The organism is Streptomyces sp. MH60, from assembly GCF_002939385.1.
GTDB lineage: Bacteria > Actinomycetota > Actinomycetes > Streptomycetales > Streptomycetaceae > Streptomyces.
This window is the reverse complement of the sequence record NZ_MULI01000039.1, coordinates 43,981-64,707: the sequence shown is the minus strand read 5'-3', so window position 1 is coordinate 64,707 and position 20,727 is coordinate 43,981. Positions and strand designations below refer to the sequence as shown.

12 protein-coding genes and 1 pseudogene are annotated in these 20,727 nt (G+C 71.4%); 8 read left to right on the top strand and 5 right to left on the bottom strand.

The genetic code is table 11. The features are described from left to right. Positions 1–84 precede the first annotated feature (84 nt). A pseudogene (locus tag BZZ08_RS22995) lies at positions 85–1,617 on the bottom strand (YibE/F family protein); the annotation flags it as partial. A 253-nt stretch (positions 1,618–1,870) separates the two neighbouring features. On the opposite strand from BZZ08_RS22995, the gene thiC reads away from it, so the two are divergent. Beyond that, positions 1,871–3,709 (top strand): phosphomethylpyrimidine synthase ThiC, encoded by a 1,839-nt coding sequence (gene thiC / locus BZZ08_RS22990; RefSeq protein WP_104634145.1) that lies wholly within the window; start codon positions 1,871–1,873, stop codon positions 3,707–3,709. A gap of 80 nt (positions 3,710–3,789) precedes the next feature. Next, entirely contained in the window at positions 3,790–5,232 is a 1,443-nt protein-coding gene (locus tag BZZ08_RS22985) for a VWA domain-containing protein (protein WP_104634144.1), read from the top strand. A gap of 24 nt (positions 5,233–5,256) precedes the next feature. Here BZZ08_RS22985 and BZZ08_RS22980 read toward each other — a convergent pair whose 3' ends face one another. The 3 genes from BZZ08_RS22980 to BZZ08_RS22970 form a co-directional block, all read right to left on the bottom strand. Further along, positions 5,257–6,129 (bottom strand): hypothetical protein, encoded by an 873-nt coding sequence (locus tag BZZ08_RS22980; protein ID WP_104634143.1) that lies wholly within the window; start codon positions 6,127–6,129, stop codon positions 5,257–5,259. Positions 6,130–6,311: 182 nt separating this feature from the next. Continuing rightward, complete coding sequence (sppA, locus tag BZZ08_RS22975; protein ID WP_104634142.1) at positions 6,312–7,418, bottom strand: Ser/Thr/Tyr protein phosphatase SppA; 1,107 nt, start codon at positions 7,416–7,418, stop codon at positions 6,312–6,314. A 359-nt stretch (positions 7,419–7,777) separates the two neighbouring features. Then, positions 7,778–8,890 carry a LacI family DNA-binding transcriptional regulator gene (locus BZZ08_RS22970; protein ID WP_003975000.1) on the bottom strand — a complete coding sequence of 371 codons (1,113 nt, stop codon included), beginning with the start codon at positions 8,888–8,890 and terminating at the stop codon, positions 7,778–7,780. A 401-nt stretch (positions 8,891–9,291) separates the two neighbouring features. Between BZZ08_RS22970 and hisC the strand changes: the two genes are divergently transcribed. From hisC to BZZ08_RS22940, 6 genes are all read left to right on the top strand, one after another. After that, entirely contained in the window at positions 9,292–10,371 is a 1,080-nt protein-coding gene (gene hisC / locus BZZ08_RS22965; protein WP_104634141.1) for a histidinol-phosphate transaminase, read from the top strand. A 290-nt stretch (positions 10,372–10,661) separates the two neighbouring features. Further along, a complete protein-coding gene (locus BZZ08_RS22960) occupies positions 10,662–12,167 on the top strand; it encodes a cytochrome ubiquinol oxidase subunit I (protein WP_104634140.1) in 1,506 nt (501 codons plus the stop codon). Between the two features lie 20 nt (positions 12,168–12,187). Next, positions 12,188–13,192, top strand: coding sequence for a cytochrome d ubiquinol oxidase subunit II (cydB, locus tag BZZ08_RS22955; RefSeq protein ID WP_104634139.1), 1,005 nt, complete (start codon positions 12,188–12,190; stop codon positions 13,190–13,192). 79 nt (positions 13,193–13,271) lie between these two features. Further along, positions 13,272–16,790: a thiol reductant ABC exporter subunit CydD gene (gene cydD, locus BZZ08_RS22950; protein WP_104634138.1), complete on the top strand. Its 3,519-nt coding sequence runs from the start codon at positions 13,272–13,274 to the stop codon at positions 16,788–16,790. A gap of 81 nt (positions 16,791–16,871) precedes the next feature. Then, the gene (locus tag BZZ08_RS22945) at positions 16,872–18,554 is read left to right on the top strand and encodes a sensor histidine kinase (RefSeq protein WP_104634137.1); all 1,683 of its coding nucleotides are present in this window, start codon (positions 16,872–16,874) and stop codon (positions 18,552–18,554) included. A gap of 122 nt (positions 18,555–18,676) precedes the next feature. Further along, complete coding sequence (locus BZZ08_RS22940; RefSeq protein ID WP_104634136.1) at positions 18,677–19,726, top strand: M23 family metallopeptidase; 1,050 nt, start codon at positions 18,677–18,679, stop codon at positions 19,724–19,726. Between the two features lie 44 nt (positions 19,727–19,770). Here the strand turns inward: BZZ08_RS22940 and BZZ08_RS22935 are convergent, their stop codons facing one another. Continuing rightward, positions 19,771–20,655: an HAD family hydrolase gene (locus BZZ08_RS22935; RefSeq protein ID WP_198601639.1), complete on the bottom strand. Its 885-nt coding sequence runs from the start codon at positions 20,653–20,655 to the stop codon at positions 19,771–19,773. Positions 20,656–20,727: the final 72 nt, after the last annotated feature.

Genomic DNA, 20,727 nt, shown 5'->3' with positions numbered 1-20,727 from the left:
CGCCTCCGGGCCGGGGAGCGGAGGCGGGGTGGCCGTCGTCCGCCCGCCCGGGGGGGGTGCCGTCCCTCTCGGCCGGGCGTCCCCGCGCTCCCGGCGCCGCCCCCGCCCGCCACGGGCGGGGGCACCCGGGCCCCCGGCCGCCATGGCTCCCGCCGCCTGGGGCGCCCCGCCGGCCGGCCGGTCCGCCGACACGACCAGGGCGGCGAGGGCCGTGGTGACCGGCACGGATGCCACCAGCCCGATCGAGCCGACCAGCGTCCGCACGATCTCCTCCGCGACCAGTTCGCTGTTGGCGACCGTCCCCACCCCGCTCTGCGCGATCGAGAACAGCAGCAGCAGGGGCAGCGCGGCGCCCGCGTAGGCCAGGACGAGGGTGTTCACCACCGAGGCGATGTGGTCGCGGCCGATGCGGATGCCCGCGCGGTACAGGCCCCGCCAGCCCATCGTCGGATTGGCCTCGTGCAGTTCCCAGACCGCCGACGTCTGCGTGACCGTCACGTCGTCGAGGACACCGAGCGAACCGATGATGACCCCCGCGAGCAGCAGACCGCTCATGTCGATCGACGGGTAAAGGCCGTGGATGAGCCCGGTGTTGTCGTCCGTGTTGCCGGTGAGCGCGGCCCAGCCGATGAAGAGCGACCCGAGCACACCGATCAGCAGCAGCGAGATCAAGGTGCCGAGCACCGCCACGGACGTGCGGGCCGACAGCCCGTGGCACAGGTACAACGCGATCAGCATGATGGCGCTGGAGCCGATCACCGCCACGACCAGAGGGTTCGAGCCCTGCAGGATGGCGGGCAGGATGAAGAAGTTCAGCAGCATGAAGCTGATGGCCAGCGAGACCAGCGCCATGAGGCCGCGCAGCCGTCCGACGACCACCACGGCGAGGGCGAAGATGCCCGCGAGCAGGGCCAGGGGGAGCCGGCGGTTGATGTCGGTCACCGAGTACTGCAGGTCCCTGGGGGCGGAGGGCTCGTAGGCGACCACCACCTCCTGGCCCTGGTGCAACTGCCGTGACTGGTCCGGCTGCACGATCTCCTCGAACGTACGGCCCTTGTCGTCGCCGGTGTCCACGCGGATGGTCGCCCGCTTGCACTCGCCCTTCGCCTGCTGCACCGCGGAGGAACCCTCGGCGGTGGACGTGTCGCCGGTCGGAGTGCCGCCCGAGGCGTTGACGGACTGGCAGCTCAGCTCGACCACCTTGGTGACGGTGGCCTGCTGTGTCTGACGGTCGAAGCCGACTCCGGTGCGCTCGTGCGGCGGTGCGCCGCCCGGCCACAGCATCGCGAGTCCGACCAGCACGGCCGCGGCGAAGGGGATCAGGACCGCGGCGATGACCTTCCGCAGATGCCGGGACACGGGGGCCGCCGGCCCGTGACTGTGCGAGTGCCCGTGCCCGTGCCCACTTCCCGCACCGTGCCCACTTCCCGCACCGTGCCCGCTTCCCGCGCCGTGCGCGTCGCCCGCTCCGTGCCCGTGACCAGCCTCAGGTCTGCCGTCGCTCGCGCCGTGAGTGACGACGGGGACGTGGTCGGCTGCCCTGCCGTCGCCCTCTTCGGCGTTCGGTCCGCGGCCGGGCCGACGCGGCGGGAAGGAGGGATGCTGCGGTGTGGTCACCGCCCGATCATCGCAAGAACAAGGGGGGCCCTCTGTTCACCGCGCCCGAATGGGCGTTAGCGTGGAGGCACCTTTGTACACGCGGGAGCTCGGAGCACCGGGCTGAGAGGGCGCTGACCTCCGTCCCAGCGATGTTTCACGGGAAACGTCACCGAAGTCGAGTGATGTATCCCACGAAGCGCCGCCGGACGGAATCCGCTGCGTCGACCGCCGAACCTGTTACCGGGTAATGCCGGCGTAGGGAGTAGGTCTCATGGCCATCAAGGACGCACGCACGCCTGCCTCCGCACAGAATTCCGCTCAGAGCTCCGAACAGAACTCCGCACAGAACTCCGTCCAGGAGGACACCGCGGAGACCACGGAGGCCGGGAAGTCCATCGGCTGGCACAAGGCGTACGTCGAGGGCTCGCGCCCCGATCTGCGGGTGCCGGTCCGTCAGGTGCACCTCACCAACGGGCAGTCGGTCACGCTGTACGACACCTCGGGCCCGTACACCGATCCACTCGTCGACACCGATGTCCGCAGGGGCCTCGCACCGCTGCGGGAGAACTGGATCATCGCCCGCGGTGACACCGAGGAGTACGCGGGCCGTCCCGTCCGTCCCGAGGACGACGGAGTCAAGCACACCTCGCCGCGCGGCGGCCTGCGCAACCTCGACGCCGTCTTCCCCGGCCGGCCGCGCCAGCCCCGCCGCGGCCGGGACGGCAACGCGGTGACGCAGCTCGCGTACGCACGCCGGGGCGAGATCACGCCGGAGATGGAGTACGTGGCCGTCCGGGAGAACGTCTCGCCGGAAGTGGTCCGTGAGGAGATCGCCGCGGGACGTGCCGTGCTGCCCGCCAACGTCAACCACCCCGAGATCGAGCCGATGATCATCGGCAAGCGGTTCCTGGTGAAGGTCAATGCCAACATCGGCAACTCGGCGGTGACATCCTCCATCGAGGAGGAGGTGGACAAGATGGCCTGGGCGACCCGCTGGGGCGCCGACACGGTCATGGACCTCTCCACCGGCCGCAACATCCACACCACGCGCGAGTGGGTCCTGCGCAACTCCCCCGTCCCCATCGGGACCGTGCCGCTCTACCAGGCCCTGGAGAAGGTCGACGGCCGGGCCGAGGAGCTGACCTGGGAGATCTACAAGGACACCGTGATCGAACAGGCCGAGCAGGGGGTGGACTACATGACGGTCCACGCCGGTGTGCGCCTGCCGTACGTACCGCTGACCGCGAACCGCAAGACCGGCATCGTCTCGCGCGGCGGCTCGATCATGGCGGCGTGGTGCCTGGCGCACCACAAGGAGTCGTTCCTCTACGAGAACTTCGAGGAACTCTGCGAGATCCTCGCCGCCTACGACGTCACGTACTCCCTCGGCGACGGCCTGCGCCCGGGGTCGATCGCGGACGCCAACGACGAGGCGCAGTTCGCCGAGTTGCGCACCCTCGGGGAACTCAACCGGATCGCCAAGCGTTGCAACGTACAGACCATGATCGAGGGCCCGGGACATGTCCCGATGCACAAGATCAAGGAGAACATCGACCTTCAGCAGGAGATCTGCGATGAAGCTCCGTTCTATACGCTCGGTCCGCTGACCACGGACGTCGCGCCGGCGTACGACCACATCACCTCCGGCATCGGTGCCGCGATGATCGCCTGGTGGGGCACGGCCATGCTCTGCTACGTCACGCCCAAGGAGCACCTGGGCCTGCCCAACCGTGACGACGTCAAGACCGGCGTCATCACCTACAAGATCGCCGCCCATGCCGCCGACCTCGCCAAGGGTCACCCAGGTGCACAGGAGTGGGACGACGCGCTGTCGGACGCCCGGTTCGAGTTTCGGTGGGAGGACCAGTTCAACCTGGCCCTCGACCCGGACACGGCACGGGAGTTCCACGACGAGACCCTGCCGGCCGAGCCCGCCAAGACGGCCCACTTCTGCTCGATGTGCGGGCCCAAGTTCTGCTCGATGAAGATCTCGCAGGACATTCGCCGGCAGCACGGGAGCAGCAAGGGCGAGATCGAGGAGGGCATGGCGCAGAAGTCGAAGGAGTTCGCGGCGGCGGGCAACCGCGTGTATCTGCCGATCGCGGACTGAGCGCACCGGTGCGGGGAGGGGGACAGGCCGCGGGGCCGGCCCTCTCCCCGTCGAGGGGTCCTGCTCGGCAGACTGGACGCATGACAGCCACCTCCCTGAGCAAGGGTGCCAACGTCGCCGTCGACTCCCCCGTGGTGCGCGCCGAACTCGTGTGGTCCGCCGGGCCGGGCGTCCCCGAGGTCGACGCCTCGGCGCTGCTGCTCACCTCGGCCGGACGGGTGCGGGACGACGGCGATTTCGTCTTCTACAACCAGCCCCGCCACACGTCGGGCGCGGTGGGCCACCTGGGCAAGCGGGTCGGCCCCGGCGCGAACGCGGGTGTCACGACCGATGCCGTCGAGGTGGACCTGCGTTCGGTGGAGTCGTCGGTCGAACGCATCGTCCTGTGCGCCTCGGCGGACGGCGGTACCTTCGGCCGGGTGCCGGGGCTGTCGCTGCGGTTGCTGGACGCCGCGTCCGGCACCGAACTGGCCCGGTTCGACATCACGGCCGGGACGGAGACCGCGCTGGTCGGCGGCGAGTTGTACCGGCGCCAGGGGACGTGGAAGTTCCGTGCGGTCGGACAGGGCTACGCCTCCGGGCTCGCGGGGCTGGCGACCGACTTCGGCATCACCGTGGACGACGCTCCCCCGGCGGCCGCGACCCGGGCCACCGCCCCGCCGACGGCCGCCCCCGCGCCCAGGCCGACGGCTCCGCCGGTCTCCGCCCCACCGCCGGCGTCCGTACCGTCACCGGTCCCGGCGCCGCCCGCCACCGGCCCCCGTCTCACCAAGGGCGAGGAACGCCTGCCCGTGGACATGCGCAAGCGGCTGTCCCTGCGCAAGGAGCAGGTCGCGGTCAGCCTGAGCAAGCACGGGGCGGCCGGGATCACCGCGCGCGTCCTCCTCGTACTGGACGCCTCCGGGTCCATGTCCTTCCTCTACTCCAAGGGCGTCGTCGCGGACGTCGTGGAGCGGATGGCCGCCGTCGCCGCGCAGTTGGACGACGACGGGGAGATGCAGGCCTGGACCTTCGCCTCCAACCCGGCCCGCCTGCCCGACCTGCGCCTGGGCGAGCTGCCCGAGTGGCTGCGGCTGCACGTGCGCGTGGGGGAGATCAGCCTGTTCCGGCGGGGCAGGAAGAAGGGCCTGCACCCCGAGCAGGTCGACATGCGGGCGGTCGGCATCCAGAACGAGGAGCAGAAGGTGATCGCCGAGGTCCGGGCCTTCGTTCGGGACCACCCGGCGCCGGTTCCGACCCTGGTGCTGTTCTTCTCCGACGGCGGTGTCTACCGCAACGCCGAGATCGAGCGGGAGCTGCGGGAGGCCGTGGAGGAACCTGTCTTCTGGCAGTTCGTGGGGCTCGGGCGCGCCGAATACGGGGTGCTGGAGCGGTTCGACACCCTGCCGGGCCGCCGCGTCGACAACGTGGGCTTCTTCGCCGTCGACGACATCGGCACCGTACCGGACCCGGAACTGTACGACCGTCTGCTGTCCGAGTTCCCGTCCTGGATCACTGCCGCCGGCCGGGCGGGCATCCTCTGAGGCGCTGCCCGCCCGTGCCGGTGGCTACTCGGGCCGGTGTTCCGGTCCACCGAAGTCCGGGCTGCTGTAGTCCGGGCTCGAGTAGCTCGGCCGCGGTCCCGCGTCGGGGCCGCCGTCGGGGCTGGTGAACCCGGGACGGCCGTAGCCGAGGTGCGGCATGCGGCTGCCGCTCGGGGCGGCCGGTCCGGTGCGGTGCAGTGCCGCCGTGCCCGGTTCGCTGAGCGCCTCCCGGAGGAAGGGCAGGATGCCCCGTTCCAGCAGCGCCTCGTGCCAGGCATCCCTGGCCCGGGTCACCTCCTCGTCGCGGGCGCTGTAGAAGCCGGACTCGGCGGAGGGGCGGTTGCGCAGCGCGGTGAGCAGCAGCCCCACCGCGGCGACGAGGATCGCCACCGCGGTGAAGGCACCGAACACCCATCCGGTGGTGAGCATGGTCTGCGCGAAGGTCTCCTCCGGATCGAGCATCTTCAGGAGATAGCCGACCAGCAGGAATATCGCCGCCGCGGTCCCGGCCAGGACCGGTGCCAGGACGGCGACGACGGCGACGGCCCCCGCACCGGTCGCCTCGGCCATCTCGCCCATGGTGGCGGCGAGTCCTCCCGCGCTCGTGCCCTGCTCCTGGGAGCCGGATTCGCGCGTGGCGGACGACGGGCCCGAGGGCGCCGGGTGGCGCAGTTCCTCGCGGACCTTCACGTAGTGCTGGTACTCGGTCGTGGCCGCCGCCGTGATGAGGGCGGTGGCGTTGAGTGCCATGGTGCGCAGTTGTTCGGAGTTGAGCCGCTGACCGACCGCGGTCAGCTCCGGGCGGTGTGGTGCGGAGCGCAGCGCCTCGTCGAGGACCCGCTCGTACTCTTGGCGGTCCTCGTTCGACAGATGCTGCGGAACGCTGTTCATGTGCATCCCCCGATGCTCCGTAGGGCTTGGGGCTCGCATGCCAACGAGCCGTCGGGCAGAAACGGAGGGGAGCCTGCTACGGATAAGCCGATGGTAGAGCCGTGACGGTGGAGGGTGACAGGGGGTTTCCAGAAATTGGGTGCCGGTCCGTACGGACGGCGCCGCCCGAAAAGCCGTCCGGTGAACGGTCAGGCATCCAGTGGAAGTTGCTGGACCAGCAGCTTTCCGGCCATGGTCACGCCGCCGTCCATCGCGATGGCCAGGCCGTCCGCGTAGACGTGCGGTCCCTCGACCGCGGTACGGGTGTCGTCCTCGCCGTCCTCGGAGCCGACTTCGCCCAGCAGGTAGGGGATGGGGCTGTGGCCGTGAACGATCCGGGTGCCGCCGTACGTGTCCAGCAGGGAGCGCACGGCGTCGGCGCCGCCCTCGTCGCGGAAGGAGAAGCGCTTGGTGAACTTGCGGAACAGGTCCCACACCTCCTCCGCGTCGTTGCGCGTGATCGTCTCGCGGACGGTGTCGTTGACCTCTTCGATGGAGCGGCCGTAGTCGAGGTAGGTCGTGGCGTCCGAGTGGACCAGGAGATGGTCGTCGACTTCTTCCATGGCGTCGAGGCGGGCCATCCACTGCAGGTGGTGGTCCTGTAGGCGGTCCATGTCGGTCTTCTGGCCGCCGTTCAGCAGCCAGGCGGCCTGGAAGGTGGCGGTGCCCGCGCCGGAGTTGACGGGGGTGTCGCCGAACCGCTTTGCACCGAGCAGCAGCAGTTCGTGGTTGCCCATCAGCGCCTTGCAGTAGCCGCCCGCCGCGGCGGCCTCGGCGGACAGCCGCATCACCAGGTCGATGACGCCGATGCCGTCCGGGCCGCGGTCGGTGAAGTCGCCGAGGAACCACAGCCGGGAGGTGCCCGCGCACCACTGGCCGGCCTCGTCGACGAGGCCCTTCTCCCGCAGGGCGGCCAGCAGCTCGTCGAGGTAGCCGTGCACGTCGCCGACGACGAACAGGGGGCCCTGGCCGGTGGCCGGCTGCTGCACCACGGCCGGTGCGGGGTCGACCGTGACCTGGACCGTGTCACCCCGACGGATGACGGGCAGATCGCGCTGGGTGGGTGTGTAGCCCTCGGGCAGGGCCTCCTCGAGCCCTTCCTCGGCGGGTGGCGCCGAGTCGCTCGCGTGCGTGCCGGGGGCAGCGTACGGAGCGGTCTCGTGGACGTACGCGGGTACCCGGAAGTCGCGCACTGTCGCCGTCCGCTCCACCTCGGGTCCCTGACCGGCCCCCTGAGTCATCGACCCCTCCACCATCGCGCCGCATCTGCACCGCTTCGGACTGCCTGGTCGCAGCGGCCCGCGGTGTGTGGGCCCATCATAGGAATGCGGATCGCGCTGTGTGATGACCCAGGGGTGGTGAATCAGGACAGGACTCCGCTTCGCTGCGGCTTTCGCCCCGATTGGGCCTGGCTTCGCCCGTCCGTGACCGCGGGCCACCCGTGTTCCGGACGTGGCGGATGTGGTCTCGCCGCCCTGTTTCGCGTCGTTCCGCGCCGTCGCCCTCGTCGCCCTCGTCGCCCTTGCGCGTCCCGCTCCGGCCGGGACGCGCCACACGCGGTGTGCCACCGCCCCGCGACCGCGCCCCGGTCCCGCATTCGCGCCCCGGGCCCGCGCTACTCGCCCTCCGGCGACCGCGGCGGGCTGACCGTCGTACGCGGCGGGCGCCGCTGCGACGACGTGCGCACGATCAGTTCGGTCGGTATCACCTGCTCGACCGGCTGGTCGGAGTGCAGCCCCTCGATCGCGTCGATGAGGACCTGGATCACGGCGGTGCCGATGCGGCGGGGTTTCAGCGACAGGGTGGTGATGGGCGGCTCGGTGCTGGCGTACACGGTGGACTCGCTGCAGCAGACCAGCAGCAGGTCCTCGGGGACGCGCAGTCCGTAGCGGCGGGCGGCGGCGAGCAGGTCGGTGCCGTTCGGGTCGAACAGGCCGTAGACGGCGTCGGGCCGGTCCGGGCGGGCGAGCAGCCGGTCGGCGGCGACCGCGCCGGCGCACGGGTCGTGGGCGGGGTAGGCCTCGTAGACCGGGTCCTGTCCGACGCGCTCGCACCAGCGAAGGTAGGCGGTGGTCGACAGGTGGGTGTACGTGTCGGTGGTGGTGCCGGTGAGCAGGCCGATCCTGCGCGCGCCCGCGTCGGCGAGGTGGTCGAGGATGCCGAGTACGGCCGCCTCGTGGTCGTTGTCGACCCAGGCGGTGACCGGCAGCGAGCCGGCCGGGCGGCCGTCGGAGACGACGGGCAGGCCCTGGCGGACCAGTTCGCTGACGACCGGGTCGTGGTCGGAGGGGTCGATGACGACCGTGCCGTCGAGCGCGACGTTGGACCACACGTCGTGCCGGGAGGTCGCCGGGAGGATGACGAGGGCGTAGCCGCGGGCGAGCGCGGCCGACGTGGCGGCGCGCGCCATCTCGGCGAAGTACGCGAACTCGGTGAAGGTGAAAGGTTCATCCCCGTACGTCGTCACGGTCAGGCCGATGAGTCCGGACTTGCCGGTGCGGAGCGTGCGGGCGGCGGCCGAGGGCCGGTAGCCCAGTCGGTCGGCGACCTCGCGCACATGGCGCCGGGTGGCATCCGGGAGTCGGCCCTTGCCGTTGAGGGCGTCGGAGACGGTAGTGATGGATACTCCGGCGGCGGCGGCCACGTCCCTGATGCCCGCCCGGCCCGGCCGGCTGCCTCGACGTGAGGTTTCCGCGCGGCTCACCTGGTGCTTCCCTGCTGCTGTCATGGCGAGCCGATAGTAGGGCTCATGGGGTGGGGTAGTGCGGACGCATATGCACGCGTTGACAGTCACGTTTCTGCATGATCATTAACGGTGAACGTCCTTGGAAAGCAAGCCAGTTGGGTCCACTCATCCCATTACCTGACGTGTTGACCAGTGAGGGCCTGCGGGGTGGTGGATGTTGCGAAGAGGTCTCAACTCACCTGCACGAGGGATGCGCGCCACGGCGCGAGCCACCGGCGCGTAGATATATGTGCGGCGCGCCCCCCGAATCGTGCGCCTTCGTGCCCTGATGCCCTTGATGCCAGTGTGACGGACGAGGTCTGCTCCCCCCTATACGCAGCGGCGGCGAATCCTCTTAAGGTGAGGAGTATTCGATGCCGGTGGTGGTCACGAGGAGGACTGCGGTGAGCGAGAAGAGCCCCAAGCTGCGCGCCGAGCTGGAGGGGATTCCGACCTACAAGCCGGGCAAGCCCGCCGCGGCCGACGGGCCGGTGGCCTACAAGCTGTCCTCCAACGAGAACCCCTATCCGCCCCTGCCGGGTGTGATGGAGACGGTGACGGCCGCGGCCGCCTCCTTCAACCGGTACCCGGACATGGCCTGCACCTCGCTGATGAGTGAGCTGTCGGACCGTTTCGGGGTGCCCCTGGCACACCTGGCCACCGGCACCGGGTCGGTCGGTGTGGCCCAGCAGCTGATCCAGGCGACCTCGGGCCCCGGCGACGAGGTGATCTACGCCTGGCGCTCCTTCGAGGCGTACCCGATCATCACCCAGATCAGCGGTGCGACGTCCGTGCAGGTGCCGCTGACGCCGGGCGAGGTGCACGACCTGGACGCGATGGCGGACGCGATCACCGACCGGACCAGGCTGATCTTCGTCTGCAACCCCAACAATCCCACGGGCACGGTGGTACGGCGGGCCGAGCTGGAGCGGTTCCTGGACCGGGTGCCGAGCGATGTCCTGGTGGTCCTCGACGAGGCCTACCGCGAGTTCATCCGTGACGCGGAGGTCCCGGACGGCGTCGAGTTCTACCGTGAGCGGCCCAACGTCTGCGTCCTGCGCACCTTCTCCAAGGCCTACGGCCTGGCAGGTCTGCGGGTCGGCTTCGCGATCGCCCACGAGCCGGTGGCGGCGGCGCTGCGCAAGACGGCGGTGCCCTTCGGGGTCAGCCAGATCGCGCAGGAGGCGGCGATCGCCTCGCTGCGCGCGGAGGACGAGCTGATCGGCCGGGTCGGCTCGCTGGTGTGCGAGCGCGCCCGCGTCGTCGACGCGCTGCGCGCGCAGGGCTGGACGGTGCCGGAGACCCAGGCCAACTTCGTCTGGCTGCGGCTGGGGGAGCGCACGCTCGCCTTCGCGGAGGCCTGCGAGCGGGCCGGCGTGGTCATCCGCCCCTTCGCGGGCGAGGGCGTGCGCGTGACGGTCGGGGAGAGCGAGGCGAACGACATCTTCGTGAGGGTGTCGGAGGAGTTCCGCAAGGAGCTGTAGCCCCTACCGGGCGGGACGACGCATCGCGGGACGGCCAGGCGCCGTCCCGCGATTTCGCATGCGGTGGACACGGCTCCCGCCCCTCGGATGCAACGGTCTGTCGAAGTTCCGGCGAAGGGGTTGACGTCACAGGGGACCCCCCTTCCGGTGTCGAAAAGCAGTAGGTCATAATTGCTTGTGAATGTGAACGCGTTCACAAGCGTGTCCCGATTGCGCCCGCCTTGGGTGTGACAAACACGCTCAAACCGCCGCTGACCACGGTGGTGTGGCGATGTGAGGAGAGTGACGACGTGGACTTGGCTCTGGCGCCGGAGACGCTGGCGCGATGGCAGTTCGGCATCACGACCGTCTACCACTTCCTGTTCGTCCCGCTGACGATCTCGCTGGCCGCTCTCACGGCCGGACTGCAGACCGCCTGGGTCCGCACGGAGAAGGAGAAGTACCTCAGGGCGACCAAGTTCTGGGGCAAGCTCTTCCTGATCAATATCGCGATGGGTGTCGTCACCGGCATCGTGCAGGAGTTCCAGTTCGGCATGAACTGGTCCGACTACTCCCGCTTCGTCGGTGATGTCTTCGGTGCTCCCCTCGCCTTCGAGGCGCTGATCGCCTTCTTCTTCGAGTCCACCTTCATCGGGCTGTGGATCTTCGGCTGGGACAAGCTGCCCAAGAAGATCCACCTGGCCTGCATCTGGATGGTCTCGATCGGCACCCTGCTGTCGGCGTACTTCATCCTCGCGGCCAACTCCTGGATGCAGCACCCCGTCGGCTACCGGATCAACGAGGAGAAGGGCCGCGCCGAGCTCACCGACTTCTGGCAGGTCCTCACCCAGAACACCACCCTCAACCAGGTCTTCCACAGCTTCTCGGCGGCCTTCCTCACGGGCGGCGCCTTCATGGTCGGCATCGCCGCCTTCCACCTGATGCGCAAGAAGCACATCCCGGTGATGCGGACCTCGCTCCGGCTCGGCCTGGTGACCCTGGCGGTCGGCGGCCTGCTCACCGCGGTCAGCGGCGACACCCTCGGCAAGGTCATGTACGAGCAGCAGCCGATGAAGATGGCCGCCGCCGAGGCCCTGTGGGACGGCGAGAAGCCGGCACCCTTCTCGGTCTTCGCCTACGGAGACGTCGACGAGGGGCACAACAAGGTCGCCCTGGAGATCCCCGGACTGCTGTCCTTCCTCGCACACAGCGACTTCGAGTCCTATGTGCCCGGCATCAACGACACCAACAAGGCCCTCCAGGAGCAGTTCGGCCCCGGCGACTACAAGCCCATCGTCCCCGTCGCCTACTGGGGCTTCCGCTGGATGATCGGCTTCGGCATGGCCTCCTTCTCCCTCGGCCTGCTGGGCCTGTGGCTGACGAGGAAGCGGTTCCTGCTGCCACCGGCCCTGCGCACCGGGGAGGACGAGGTCCCGCGACTGGTGCTGCTGAAGAAGCCGCTCGGGGCGAAGCTCTCCCGGATGTACTGGCTGCTGGCGCTGTGGACGATGGCGTTCCCGCTGATCGCCAACTCCTGGGGCTGGATCTTCACCGAGATGGGCCGGCAGCCCTGGGTCGTCTACGGCGTGATGCAGACCCGCGACGCGGTCTCCCCCGGTGTCTCCACCGCCGAGGTCATCATCTCGATGTCCGTCTTCACCCTGCTGTACGCCGTCCTGGCCGTCATCGAGGTCAAGCTCCTGGCGAAGTACGTGAAGGCGGGACCGCCCGAGCTGACCGAGGCCGACCTCAATCCGCCCACGAAGATCGGTGGCGATCTCCGTGACGCCGACAAGCCGATGGCCTTCTCGTACTAGGCCGAGGGAGCTGCACAGTCATGGAACTGCACGACGTCTGGTTCGTTCTGATCGCCGTCCTGTGGACCGGCTACTTCTTCCTGGAGGGCTTCGACTTCGGGGTGGGTGTGCTGACCAAGCTGCTCGCTCGGGACCGGGCCGAGAAGCGGGTGCTGATCAACACCATCGGCCCCGTGTGGGACGGCAACGAGGTGTGGCTGCTCACGGCCGGCGGTGCCACGTTCGCCGCCTTCCCCGAGTGGTACGCCACGCTCTTCTCCGGGTTCTACCTTCCCCTGCTCGCCATCCTGGTCTGCCTGATCGTCCGGGGCGTCGCCTTCGAGTACCGGGTGAAGCGGCCCGAGGAGAAGTGGCAGCGCAACTGGGAGACGGCGATCTTCTGGACCTCGCTGATCCCCGCGTTCCTGTGGGGCGTGGCCTTCGGCAACATCGTCCACGGCGTGAAGATCGACCGGGACCTGGAGTACGTCGGCTCGGTCTGGGACCTGCTCAACCCGTACGCCCTTCTCGGCGGCCTGGTGACGCTGACCCTGTTCACCTTCCACGGGACGGTGTTCACCGCCCTCAAGACCGTCGGTGAGATCCGTGAGCGGGCGCGGACCCTGGCGCTGCGGGTCGGCCTGGTCACTGCCGTGCTGGCCCTGGCCTTCCTGCTCTGGACGCAGGCCGACAGCGGGGACGCCAAGAGCCTGGTCGCCCTCGTGGTGGCCGTCGCCGCACTGATCGCCGCGCTGACGGCGAACCAGGCCGGGCGCGAGGGCTGGGCGTTCGCCCTGTCCGGCGTCACCATCGTGGCCGCCGTGGCGATGCTCTTCCTGACGCTCTTCCCGAACGTCATGCCGTCCACGCTGAACGCGGACTGGAGCCTCACCGTCACCAACGCCTCGTCCAGCGCCTACACGCTCAAGATCATGACCTGGCTGGCCGTGATCGCCACGCCCGTCGTCCTGCTCTACCAGGGCTGGACGTACTGGGTGTTCCGCAAGCGCATCGGCACCCAGCACCTCGCCGATGCCGCGCACTGAGTCCAACGGAGTCCGGTGTCACTGCGTTTCACGTGAAACGCAGTGAAACCGGGCCCCAGGGCAGGAAGGCCTGTTTCACGTGAAACCCATCGATCCACGTCTTCTGCGGTACGCCCGCGCCACCCGGATCTTCCTGGTGGCGGTCGTCGCCCTGGGAGCCGTCGGTGCCGGACTGCTCGTCGCGCAGGCGATGCTCATCGCCGAGGTGGTGGTCGGCGCCTTCCAGCACGGCACGTCAGCCGCCGGGCTCCGTACGCCGCTGCTGCTGTTGGTGGCCGTGGCCTGCGGCCGGGCGCTGGTCGGCTGGCTCACCGAACTGGCCGCGCACCGGGCGAGCGCGGCGGTGAAGTCGGAGCTGCGGGGCCGGCTGCTGGAGCGGGCCACCGCGCTCGGCCCCGGCTGGCTGAGCGGGCAGCGGACCGGCTCGCTGGTCGCCCTCGCCACCCGGGGCGTCGACGCCCTCGACGACTACTTCTCGCGCTATCTGCCGCAGCTGGGCCTCGCGGTGGTCGTGCCCGTGGCGGTGCTGGCCCGCATCGTCACCGAGGACTGGGTCTCGGCGGCCATCATCGTCGCCACTCTGCCCCTCATCCCGGTCTTCATGATGCTGATCGGCTGGGCCACCCAGTCCCGGATGGACCGCCAGTGGCGGCTGCTCTCCCGGCTGTCCGGACACTTCCTGGACGTGGTCGCGGGGCTGCCGACGCTGAAGGTCTTCGGCCGGGCCAAGGCACAGGCGGAGTCGATCAAGCGCATCACCGGCGAGTACCGCCAGGCGACCATGCGGACCTTGCGGATCGCCTTCCTGTCGTCCTTCGCGCTGGAACTGCTCGCCACACTCTCCGTCGCGCTCGTCGCCGTCACCATCGGCATGCGTCTGGTCCACGGTGACATGGCCCTGTACGACGGCCTGGTCGTGCTGGTCCTCGCACCCGAGGCCTATCTGCCGTTGCGGCAGGTGGGAGCGCAGTACCACGCGGCGGCCGAGGGCCTCGCCGCCGCCGAGGACATCTTCTCCGTGCTGGAGCGTCCCGTACCGGCGTCGGGGACCGGGCCGGTTCCGGCGGACGGGGCCCTGGTCTTCGAGGGCGTGACGGTCCGCTACCCCGGACGCGACACGGCGGCCGTCACGGACGTGAACCTCACCGTCGAACCCGGGGAGACGGTGGCGCTCGTCGGCCCCAGCGGGGCGGGCAAGTCGACGCTCCTGAACGCCCTGCTCGGCTTCGTCACCCCGACCGGAGGGCGGGTCCGGGTCGGGGGAACCGACCTCTCCTCCCTCGACCTGGCGCAGTGGCACGCCCGCGTCGCGTGGGTGCCGCAGCACCCGCACCTGTACGCCGGCACCATCGCGGAGAACGTACGGCTGGCCCGGCCCGACGCCGATGACACCGCCGTCCGCCGGGCCCTGCGGGACGCGGGCGCCCTGGAGTTCGTGGACGCGCTGCCCGAGGGCACGGCGACCGTCCTAGGGGAGGACGGAACCGGGCTGTCCGCCGGGCAGCGGCAGCGGCTGGCGCTGGCCCGGGCGTTTCTCGCGGACCGGCCGGTGCTGCTGCTCGACGAGCCGACGGCGGCTCTGGACGGGGCCACCGAGGCGGAGGTCGTGGACGCCGTGCGCAGGCTGGCGCAGGGGCGGACGGTCCTGCTGGTGGTGCACCGCCCGGCACTGCTGGAGGCGGCCGACCGGGTGGTGCGGCTGGACACGCCGGTCATGGTCGCCGCCTCCGCCGACGCCGACGGACTACCGGTCGCCGCGGCGGCGGGCCTCCGCACTGCCGCTCCGGGCTTCCTCGACGAACCGGCCGCCGAGTCCGCTCGGCCCGCCGAGCCCGTTGCGGAGGCGCGCGGGGGCGTACTGGCCCGGGTCCGTGCCATGTCCGGCGCCCGGCGCGGGCGGCTCGGTCTCGCGCTGCTGCTCAGCGGTCTGGCGCTGGGCAGTGCCGTGGGCCTGATGGCGACCTCCGGGTACCTCATCTCGCGGGCCTCCGAGCAGCCGCCGGTGCTGTACCTGATGGTGGCCGTGACGGCGACGCGGGCGTTCGGCATCGGGCGGGCCGTGTTCCGCTACGCGGAGCGGCTCGTGTCGCACGACGCCGTGCTGCGGATGCTGGCCGACACCCGGGTCGCCGTGTACCGGCGGCTGGAGCGGCTGGCCCCCGCGGGGCTCCGCCGCAGCCGCCGCGGCGACCTGCTGACCCGGCTCGTCGCCGACGTCGACGCCTTGCAGGACTACTGGCTGCGCTGGCTGCTGCCGGCCGGCAGCGCGCTGGTCGTCTCCGTCGCCTCGGTCGGTTTCACGGCCTGGCTGCTCCCCGAGGCGGGCGCCGTGCTCGCGGTCGGCCTGCTCGCGGCCGGAGCCGGTGTTCCGCTGGTCACCGCGGCCGTGGCACGGCGGGCCGAGCGCAGGCTCGCCCCCGCCAGGGGCGTGCTCGCCACCCGCGTGACCGACCTGCTCACCGGCACCGCCGAGCTGACCGTCGCCGGCGCCCTGCCCGGTCGTGCCGCCGAGGCGCGGCGGGCCGACGGCACCCTCACCCGGATCGCCTCGCGAGCCGCCACCGCCACCGCGCTGGGCGACGGGCTCACCGCGCTCGTCTCCGGCCTGACCGTCGCGGGCGCCGCCCTCGTCGGAGCCCAAGCCGTCGCCGACGGCCTACTCGCCGGGGTGGCCGTGGCCGTCGTCGTCCTCACCCCGCTGGCCGCCTTCGAGGCCGTACTCGGACTGCCGCTCGCCGTGCAGTACCGCCAGCGCGTGCGCAGGAGCGCCGAGCGCGTCCACGAGGTGCTCGACGATCCGGAGCCGGTGCGCGAACCGGAGGTGCCCAGGCAGGCGCCCGCCTCGCCGTTCCCGGTGGTCCTCAAGGGGCTGGCCGCGCGTCACGCCGGGCAGGACAGGGACGCGCTGGCGGGGCTGGACCTGACGCTGGCCGAGGGGCGCCGCGTCGCCGTGGTGGGACCGTCCGGGTCCGGCAAGACGACCCTGGCCCAGGTGCTGCTGCGCTTCCTCGACCCGGACGCGGGCTCCTACACGCTGGCCGGTGTCGACGCCTACGCCCTGGCCGGGGACGACGTACGGCGGCTGGTCGGGCTGTGCGCCCAGGACGCGCACCTCTTCGACAGCTCGGTCCGCGAGAACCTGCTCCTGGCCAGGAAGGACGCCACCGAGGGCGAGCTGCGCGACGCGCTGGCGCGGACCCGGCTGCTGGAGTGGGCCGACAGTCTGCCCGACGGTCTGGACACGCTGGTCGGTGAGCACGGGGCCCGGTTGTCCGGTGGCCAGCGCCAGCGGCTCGCCCTGGCCCGGGCGCTGCTCGCCGGCTTCCCCGTCCTCGTGCTCGACGAGCCCGCCGAGCACCTCGACCTGCCGACCGCCGACGCGCTCACCGCGGATCTGCTGGCCGCCACCGAGGGCCGTACGAGCCTGCTGATCACCCACCGGCTGGCGGGACTGCGGGCCGTGGACGAGGTGATCGTCCTGGACCGGGGCCGGGTCGTGCAGCGGGGTACGTACGCGGAGCTGGCGGCCGTGCCGGGGCCGCTGCGGGAGATGGCCGGACGGGAGGCGGCGGCGGACCTGCTGGTGGGAGCACGGTGACCGGTCGGCCCGGCCACGGATTCGCGAGAGACTCCGGTAATCCGACTTTCCTGAACAAAAAGGTCTCATTAGGCTCGGGTCATGTCCCCAGTCCCGCCTCCCGGCCCCCCGCCGCCCCATGAGGGGGCCTCGGCCGAGCTACTGGCACGGGTGCCGAAACTGCTGGAGGCGATGCGCTCCGTCGGCAGCGGACTGGGACTGCACTCCACGCTGAACCGGATCTGCGAGACGGCCGCCGACCTGGCGCACGCCCGGTACGCGGCCATCGGCGTCGTCGCCGAGGACGGCGAGGGCCTCGCCGACTTCGTGCACCACGGCGTCGACGAGGCGACCGTCCGCCGCGTCGGCCACCTCCCGGACGGCCACAAGGGCCTGCTCGGCGCGCTCATCCGCGAGCCCGAGCCGGTCCGGCTGACCGACCTGACCGAGGACCCGCGCTCATGCGGCTTTCCCGAGCACCACCCGCCGATGCGCAGCTTCCTGGGCGTTCCCGTCCGTGTGCGGGGCGAGATCTTCGGCAACCTCTACCTGACCGACAAGCACGCGGGTGAGCCCTTCAACGACTACGACCTCGCGATGGTCCGGGTCCTGGCCACGGAGGCCGGTATCGCCATCGGCAACGCGCGACTGTACGAGGCGGCCCAGCAGCGGGAGCGGTGGATCGACGGATCGGTCGCCGTCACCACCGCCCTGCTGGCCGGGGGCGACACCGACGACGCCCTGCAGATCGTCGCCGAGCAGGCCCGCCGCCTCTCCGGGGCGGCCGCCGGGATGGTGCTGCTGCCGGCCGACGGGGGCGGCCTGGAGATCGTGGCCGTCGACGCGCCGCGCCCCACGAACGCGCTCGGCGCGGTCATCCCGCCGGAGAACGGCATCGTGACGGAACTGCTCGCCGGACGCCCCGTGTTCGTGGACGACGCCACCACCGACCCCCGCCTGGACGACGGACCGGCGCGCTGCTACGGGCCGGTCATGCTGTTGCCGCTGCGCAGGGACGGGAAGATCCTCGGGTGCCTCGTCCTGCCCCGGGCCCGGGGGGACCGCCCGTTCACCCGGACGGAGCGTGCGCTCGGCGACCGGTTCGCCTCGCAGGCGGCGCTGGCGCTCACGATGGCCGAGGCACAGCGCGACCGGGAGCGGCTCGCCGTGTACGAGGACCGGGACCGGATCGCCCGGGACCTGCACGATCTCGTCATCCAGCGGCTCTTCGCGACGGGGATGATGCTGGAGAGCGCCCAGCGCAGGTCGGCCGTGCCGGAGGTGCGCGACGGGGTCGGCGGGGCCGTCGACGAACTCGACGTCACCATCCAGGAGCTCCGCTCGGCGATCTTCGCGCTCCAGCAGCCGGCCGAGGCGCCCACGGGACTGCGCACCCGCGTACTGCGCGAGATCACCATGGCCGCCGTCCCGCTGGGCTTCACGCCCTCGCACCGCTTCGTCGGCCCGGTCGACACCGCCGTCGGCGACCTGACCGGCAAGAACCTCATCGCCGCGCTGCGCGAGACCCTGTCCAACGCTTTCCGGCACGCCCGCGCCGGCCGGATCGAGGTGGTCGTGGACGCGGCGGTGACTCTGCCGGACGGCCGGCCGGGCGTGCGCCTGACCGTCGCGGACGACGGTGTCGGCGTTCCTGAGGGCGGCCGGCGCAGCGGCCTGCACAACCTGGAGCGCCGCGCCGAGTCCGTGGGCGGCACCAGTCGGCTCGGGCCGGGCATCGGGGCGGACGGTGCCGGCACGACGGTGCTGTGGGAAGCACCGTACTGAGCGCGGCCGGCGCCGTGCTGCCCCGTGTGCAGCAGTCGCGCTGGGCCGTGTGCAGCAACGGGTCCCCCACTCGTACGAGCTGAACGGGACCGCGGGGCCCGCGCTGGTCCACCATCGCTGACATGCGCTCATCCCGCCGGCACCCGTTGATCGTTCCGGTGTTGCTGTGCGCGCTCGCCGTGCCGGCGGCCCGCCCCACCGACGGCATGGACGGGGACGGCGGGCCCGGCACCGGTCTCGGGCCGCAGGTGGCGCGACTGTACGAGGACGCGGCGAAGGCGACCCGTCGGTACGAGGACGGGCGGCGAGAGGCCGAGACGCAGCGGTCGAAGGCCCTGGAGTACGAGCGGCGGCTCGACGGGCAACGGCGGAAGATCGACGCCATGCAGGAGGACCTGGGCCGCATCGCCCGGGCCCAGTACCGCGACGGCGGCGGTCTCCCGCTCACCGCGCGGATGCTCCTCGCCGACGACCCCGACGAGCTGATGCGCGGTCAGCGGGCGGTCTCCCGCGCGAATCTCGCCGTGGACAGGGCCATCGGCAGGCATCTGCGCGCGGAGGCCCGGCTCGCCGCCGAGGAAGCCAAGGCACAGGCGGCCTGGCAGGCGCTGGAGAAGCGCAACGTCGACCTGGGGAAGCTGAAGAAGAAGATCGAGAGCAAGCTGGAGGCGGCGCGGTCCCGGCTGGAGGGACAGGCGGACTCCTCCGTCGCGGCCGGGTCGTGCCCCGGCGCGGTCCGCCTCGACCAGCCGGACGTGCCCGTCGGCCCGTCCTGGATGGCTCCGGTCGAGACCTACGAACTGTCGGCGTCCTTCGGCAGCGGCGGATCGCGGTGGGCGCACCGGCACACCGGCCAGGACTTCGCGGTGCCGGTCGGGACACCGGTGCGCTCGGTCGGCGCGGGTCGGGTCCTGAAGGTGTCCTGCGGCGGGGCCTTCGGCATCCAGGTCGTCATCGAGCACGCGGGCGGCTACTACACGCAGTACGCCCACCTCGCCGCCGTCGCCGTCGACCAGGGCGACCGGGTCGAGCCCGGGCAGTGGATCGGCCAGTCCGGCAGCACGGGCAACTCCACCGGGCCCCATCTGCACTTCGAGGTACGGGTCACCCCGGAGATGGGCTCGGCGCTGGACCCGGTGCCGTGGCTGTCGCAGCACGGGGTGCCGCTGTGACGGCACCGGACGGGCCGCGAGGCCGGCGCCCGTGGAGGCGGACGTCAGGGCAGGGCCAGCATCCGCTCGATCACGACCGCCACTCCGTCGTCGTTGTTGGCGACCGTCCGCCCCGAGGCGGCGGCGATCACGTCCGGATGCGCGTTGCCCATCGCGTACGACTGCCCCGCCCAGGTGAGCATCTCGACGTCGTTCGGCATGTCGCCGAAGGCCACGACCTCCTCGTGCGAGATGCCGCGCTCGGCGCAGCACAGGGCGAGCGTGCTGGCCTTGGAGACGTCGGGGCCACTGATCTCCAGCAGGGCGCTGGGGCTGGACCGGGTGACGTTGGCGCGATCGCCGATGGCCAGGCGGGCCAGCGTGAGGAAGCCGTCGGGGTCCAGCTCCGGATGGAAGGCAAGGATCTTGAGGACGGGCTCGGCGGTGGCGCGGCCGCCCGGTGCCAGGATCTCCTCGGCGGGCAGGAGGTCGTCGGGGACCTCCAGGTGCAGTTTCGGGTACGCCGGTTCCTGGTGGAAGCCGTACGTCTGCTCGACCGCGTAGACCGTGCCGGGCGCCGCCTCCCGCAGCAGCCGTACGGCGTCCAGCGCGTTCTCCGTGGGCAGCGCGCGGACCTTCACGAACCTGTGCCCGCCGGGACCGCCGTGCAGGTCGACCACGGCGGCGCCGTTGCCGCAGATGGCGAGGCCGTGCCCGTGGACGTGGGCGCTGACGACGTCCATCCAGCGGGCGGGGCGGCCGGTGACGAAGAAGACCTCGATGCCCGCCTGCTCCGCGGCGGCCAGCGCGGCGACCGTGCGCGGGGAGACCGACTTGTCGTCGCGCAGCAGGGTGCCGTCGAGGTCGGTGGCGATGAGCCGCGGGCGGGTGGCGGCGGCCGGGGGCTCGGGCTGTCGGGTCGCTGAGGTCACCCGGTCATTGTCACGCATGTGCGTGCACGCCCGTGCGAGGGTCCGCACATCTGTGAGCTACGGCTCTCATGCGCGCCTCCCCGTGGCCGC

Excerpts from the sequence above, each read along its gene's own strand:
- thiC (WP_104634145.1), top strand. The coding sequence starts at position 1,871 with ATGGCCATCAAGGACGCACGCACGCCTGCCTCCGCACAGAATTCCGCT.
- BZZ08_RS22985 (WP_104634144.1), top strand. The coding sequence starts at position 3,790 with ATGACAGCCACCTCCCTGAGCAAGGGTGCCAACGTCGCCGTCGACTCC.
- BZZ08_RS22980 (WP_104634143.1), bottom strand. The coding sequence starts at position 6,129 with ATGCACATGAACAGCGTTCCGCAGCATCTGTCGAACGAGGACCGCCAA.
- sppA (WP_104634142.1), bottom strand. The coding sequence starts at position 7,418 with ATGGTGGAGGGGTCGATGACTCAGGGGGCCGGTCAGGGACCCGAGGTG.
- BZZ08_RS22970 (WP_003975000.1), bottom strand. The coding sequence starts at position 8,890 with ATGACAGCAGCAGGGAAGCACCAGGTGAGCCGCGCGGAAACCTCACGT.
- cydB (WP_104634139.1), top strand. The coding sequence starts at position 12,188 with ATGGAACTGCACGACGTCTGGTTCGTTCTGATCGCCGTCCTGTGGACC.
- BZZ08_RS22945 (WP_104634137.1), top strand. The coding sequence starts at position 16,872 with ATGTCCCCAGTCCCGCCTCCCGGCCCCCCGCCGCCCCATGAGGGGGCC.
- BZZ08_RS22940 (WP_104634136.1), top strand. The coding sequence starts at position 18,677 with ATGCGCTCATCCCGCCGGCACCCGTTGATCGTTCCGGTGTTGCTGTGC.
- BZZ08_RS22935 (WP_198601639.1), bottom strand. The coding sequence starts at position 20,655 with ATGCGTGACAATGACCGGGTGACCTCAGCGACCCGACAGCCCGAGCCC.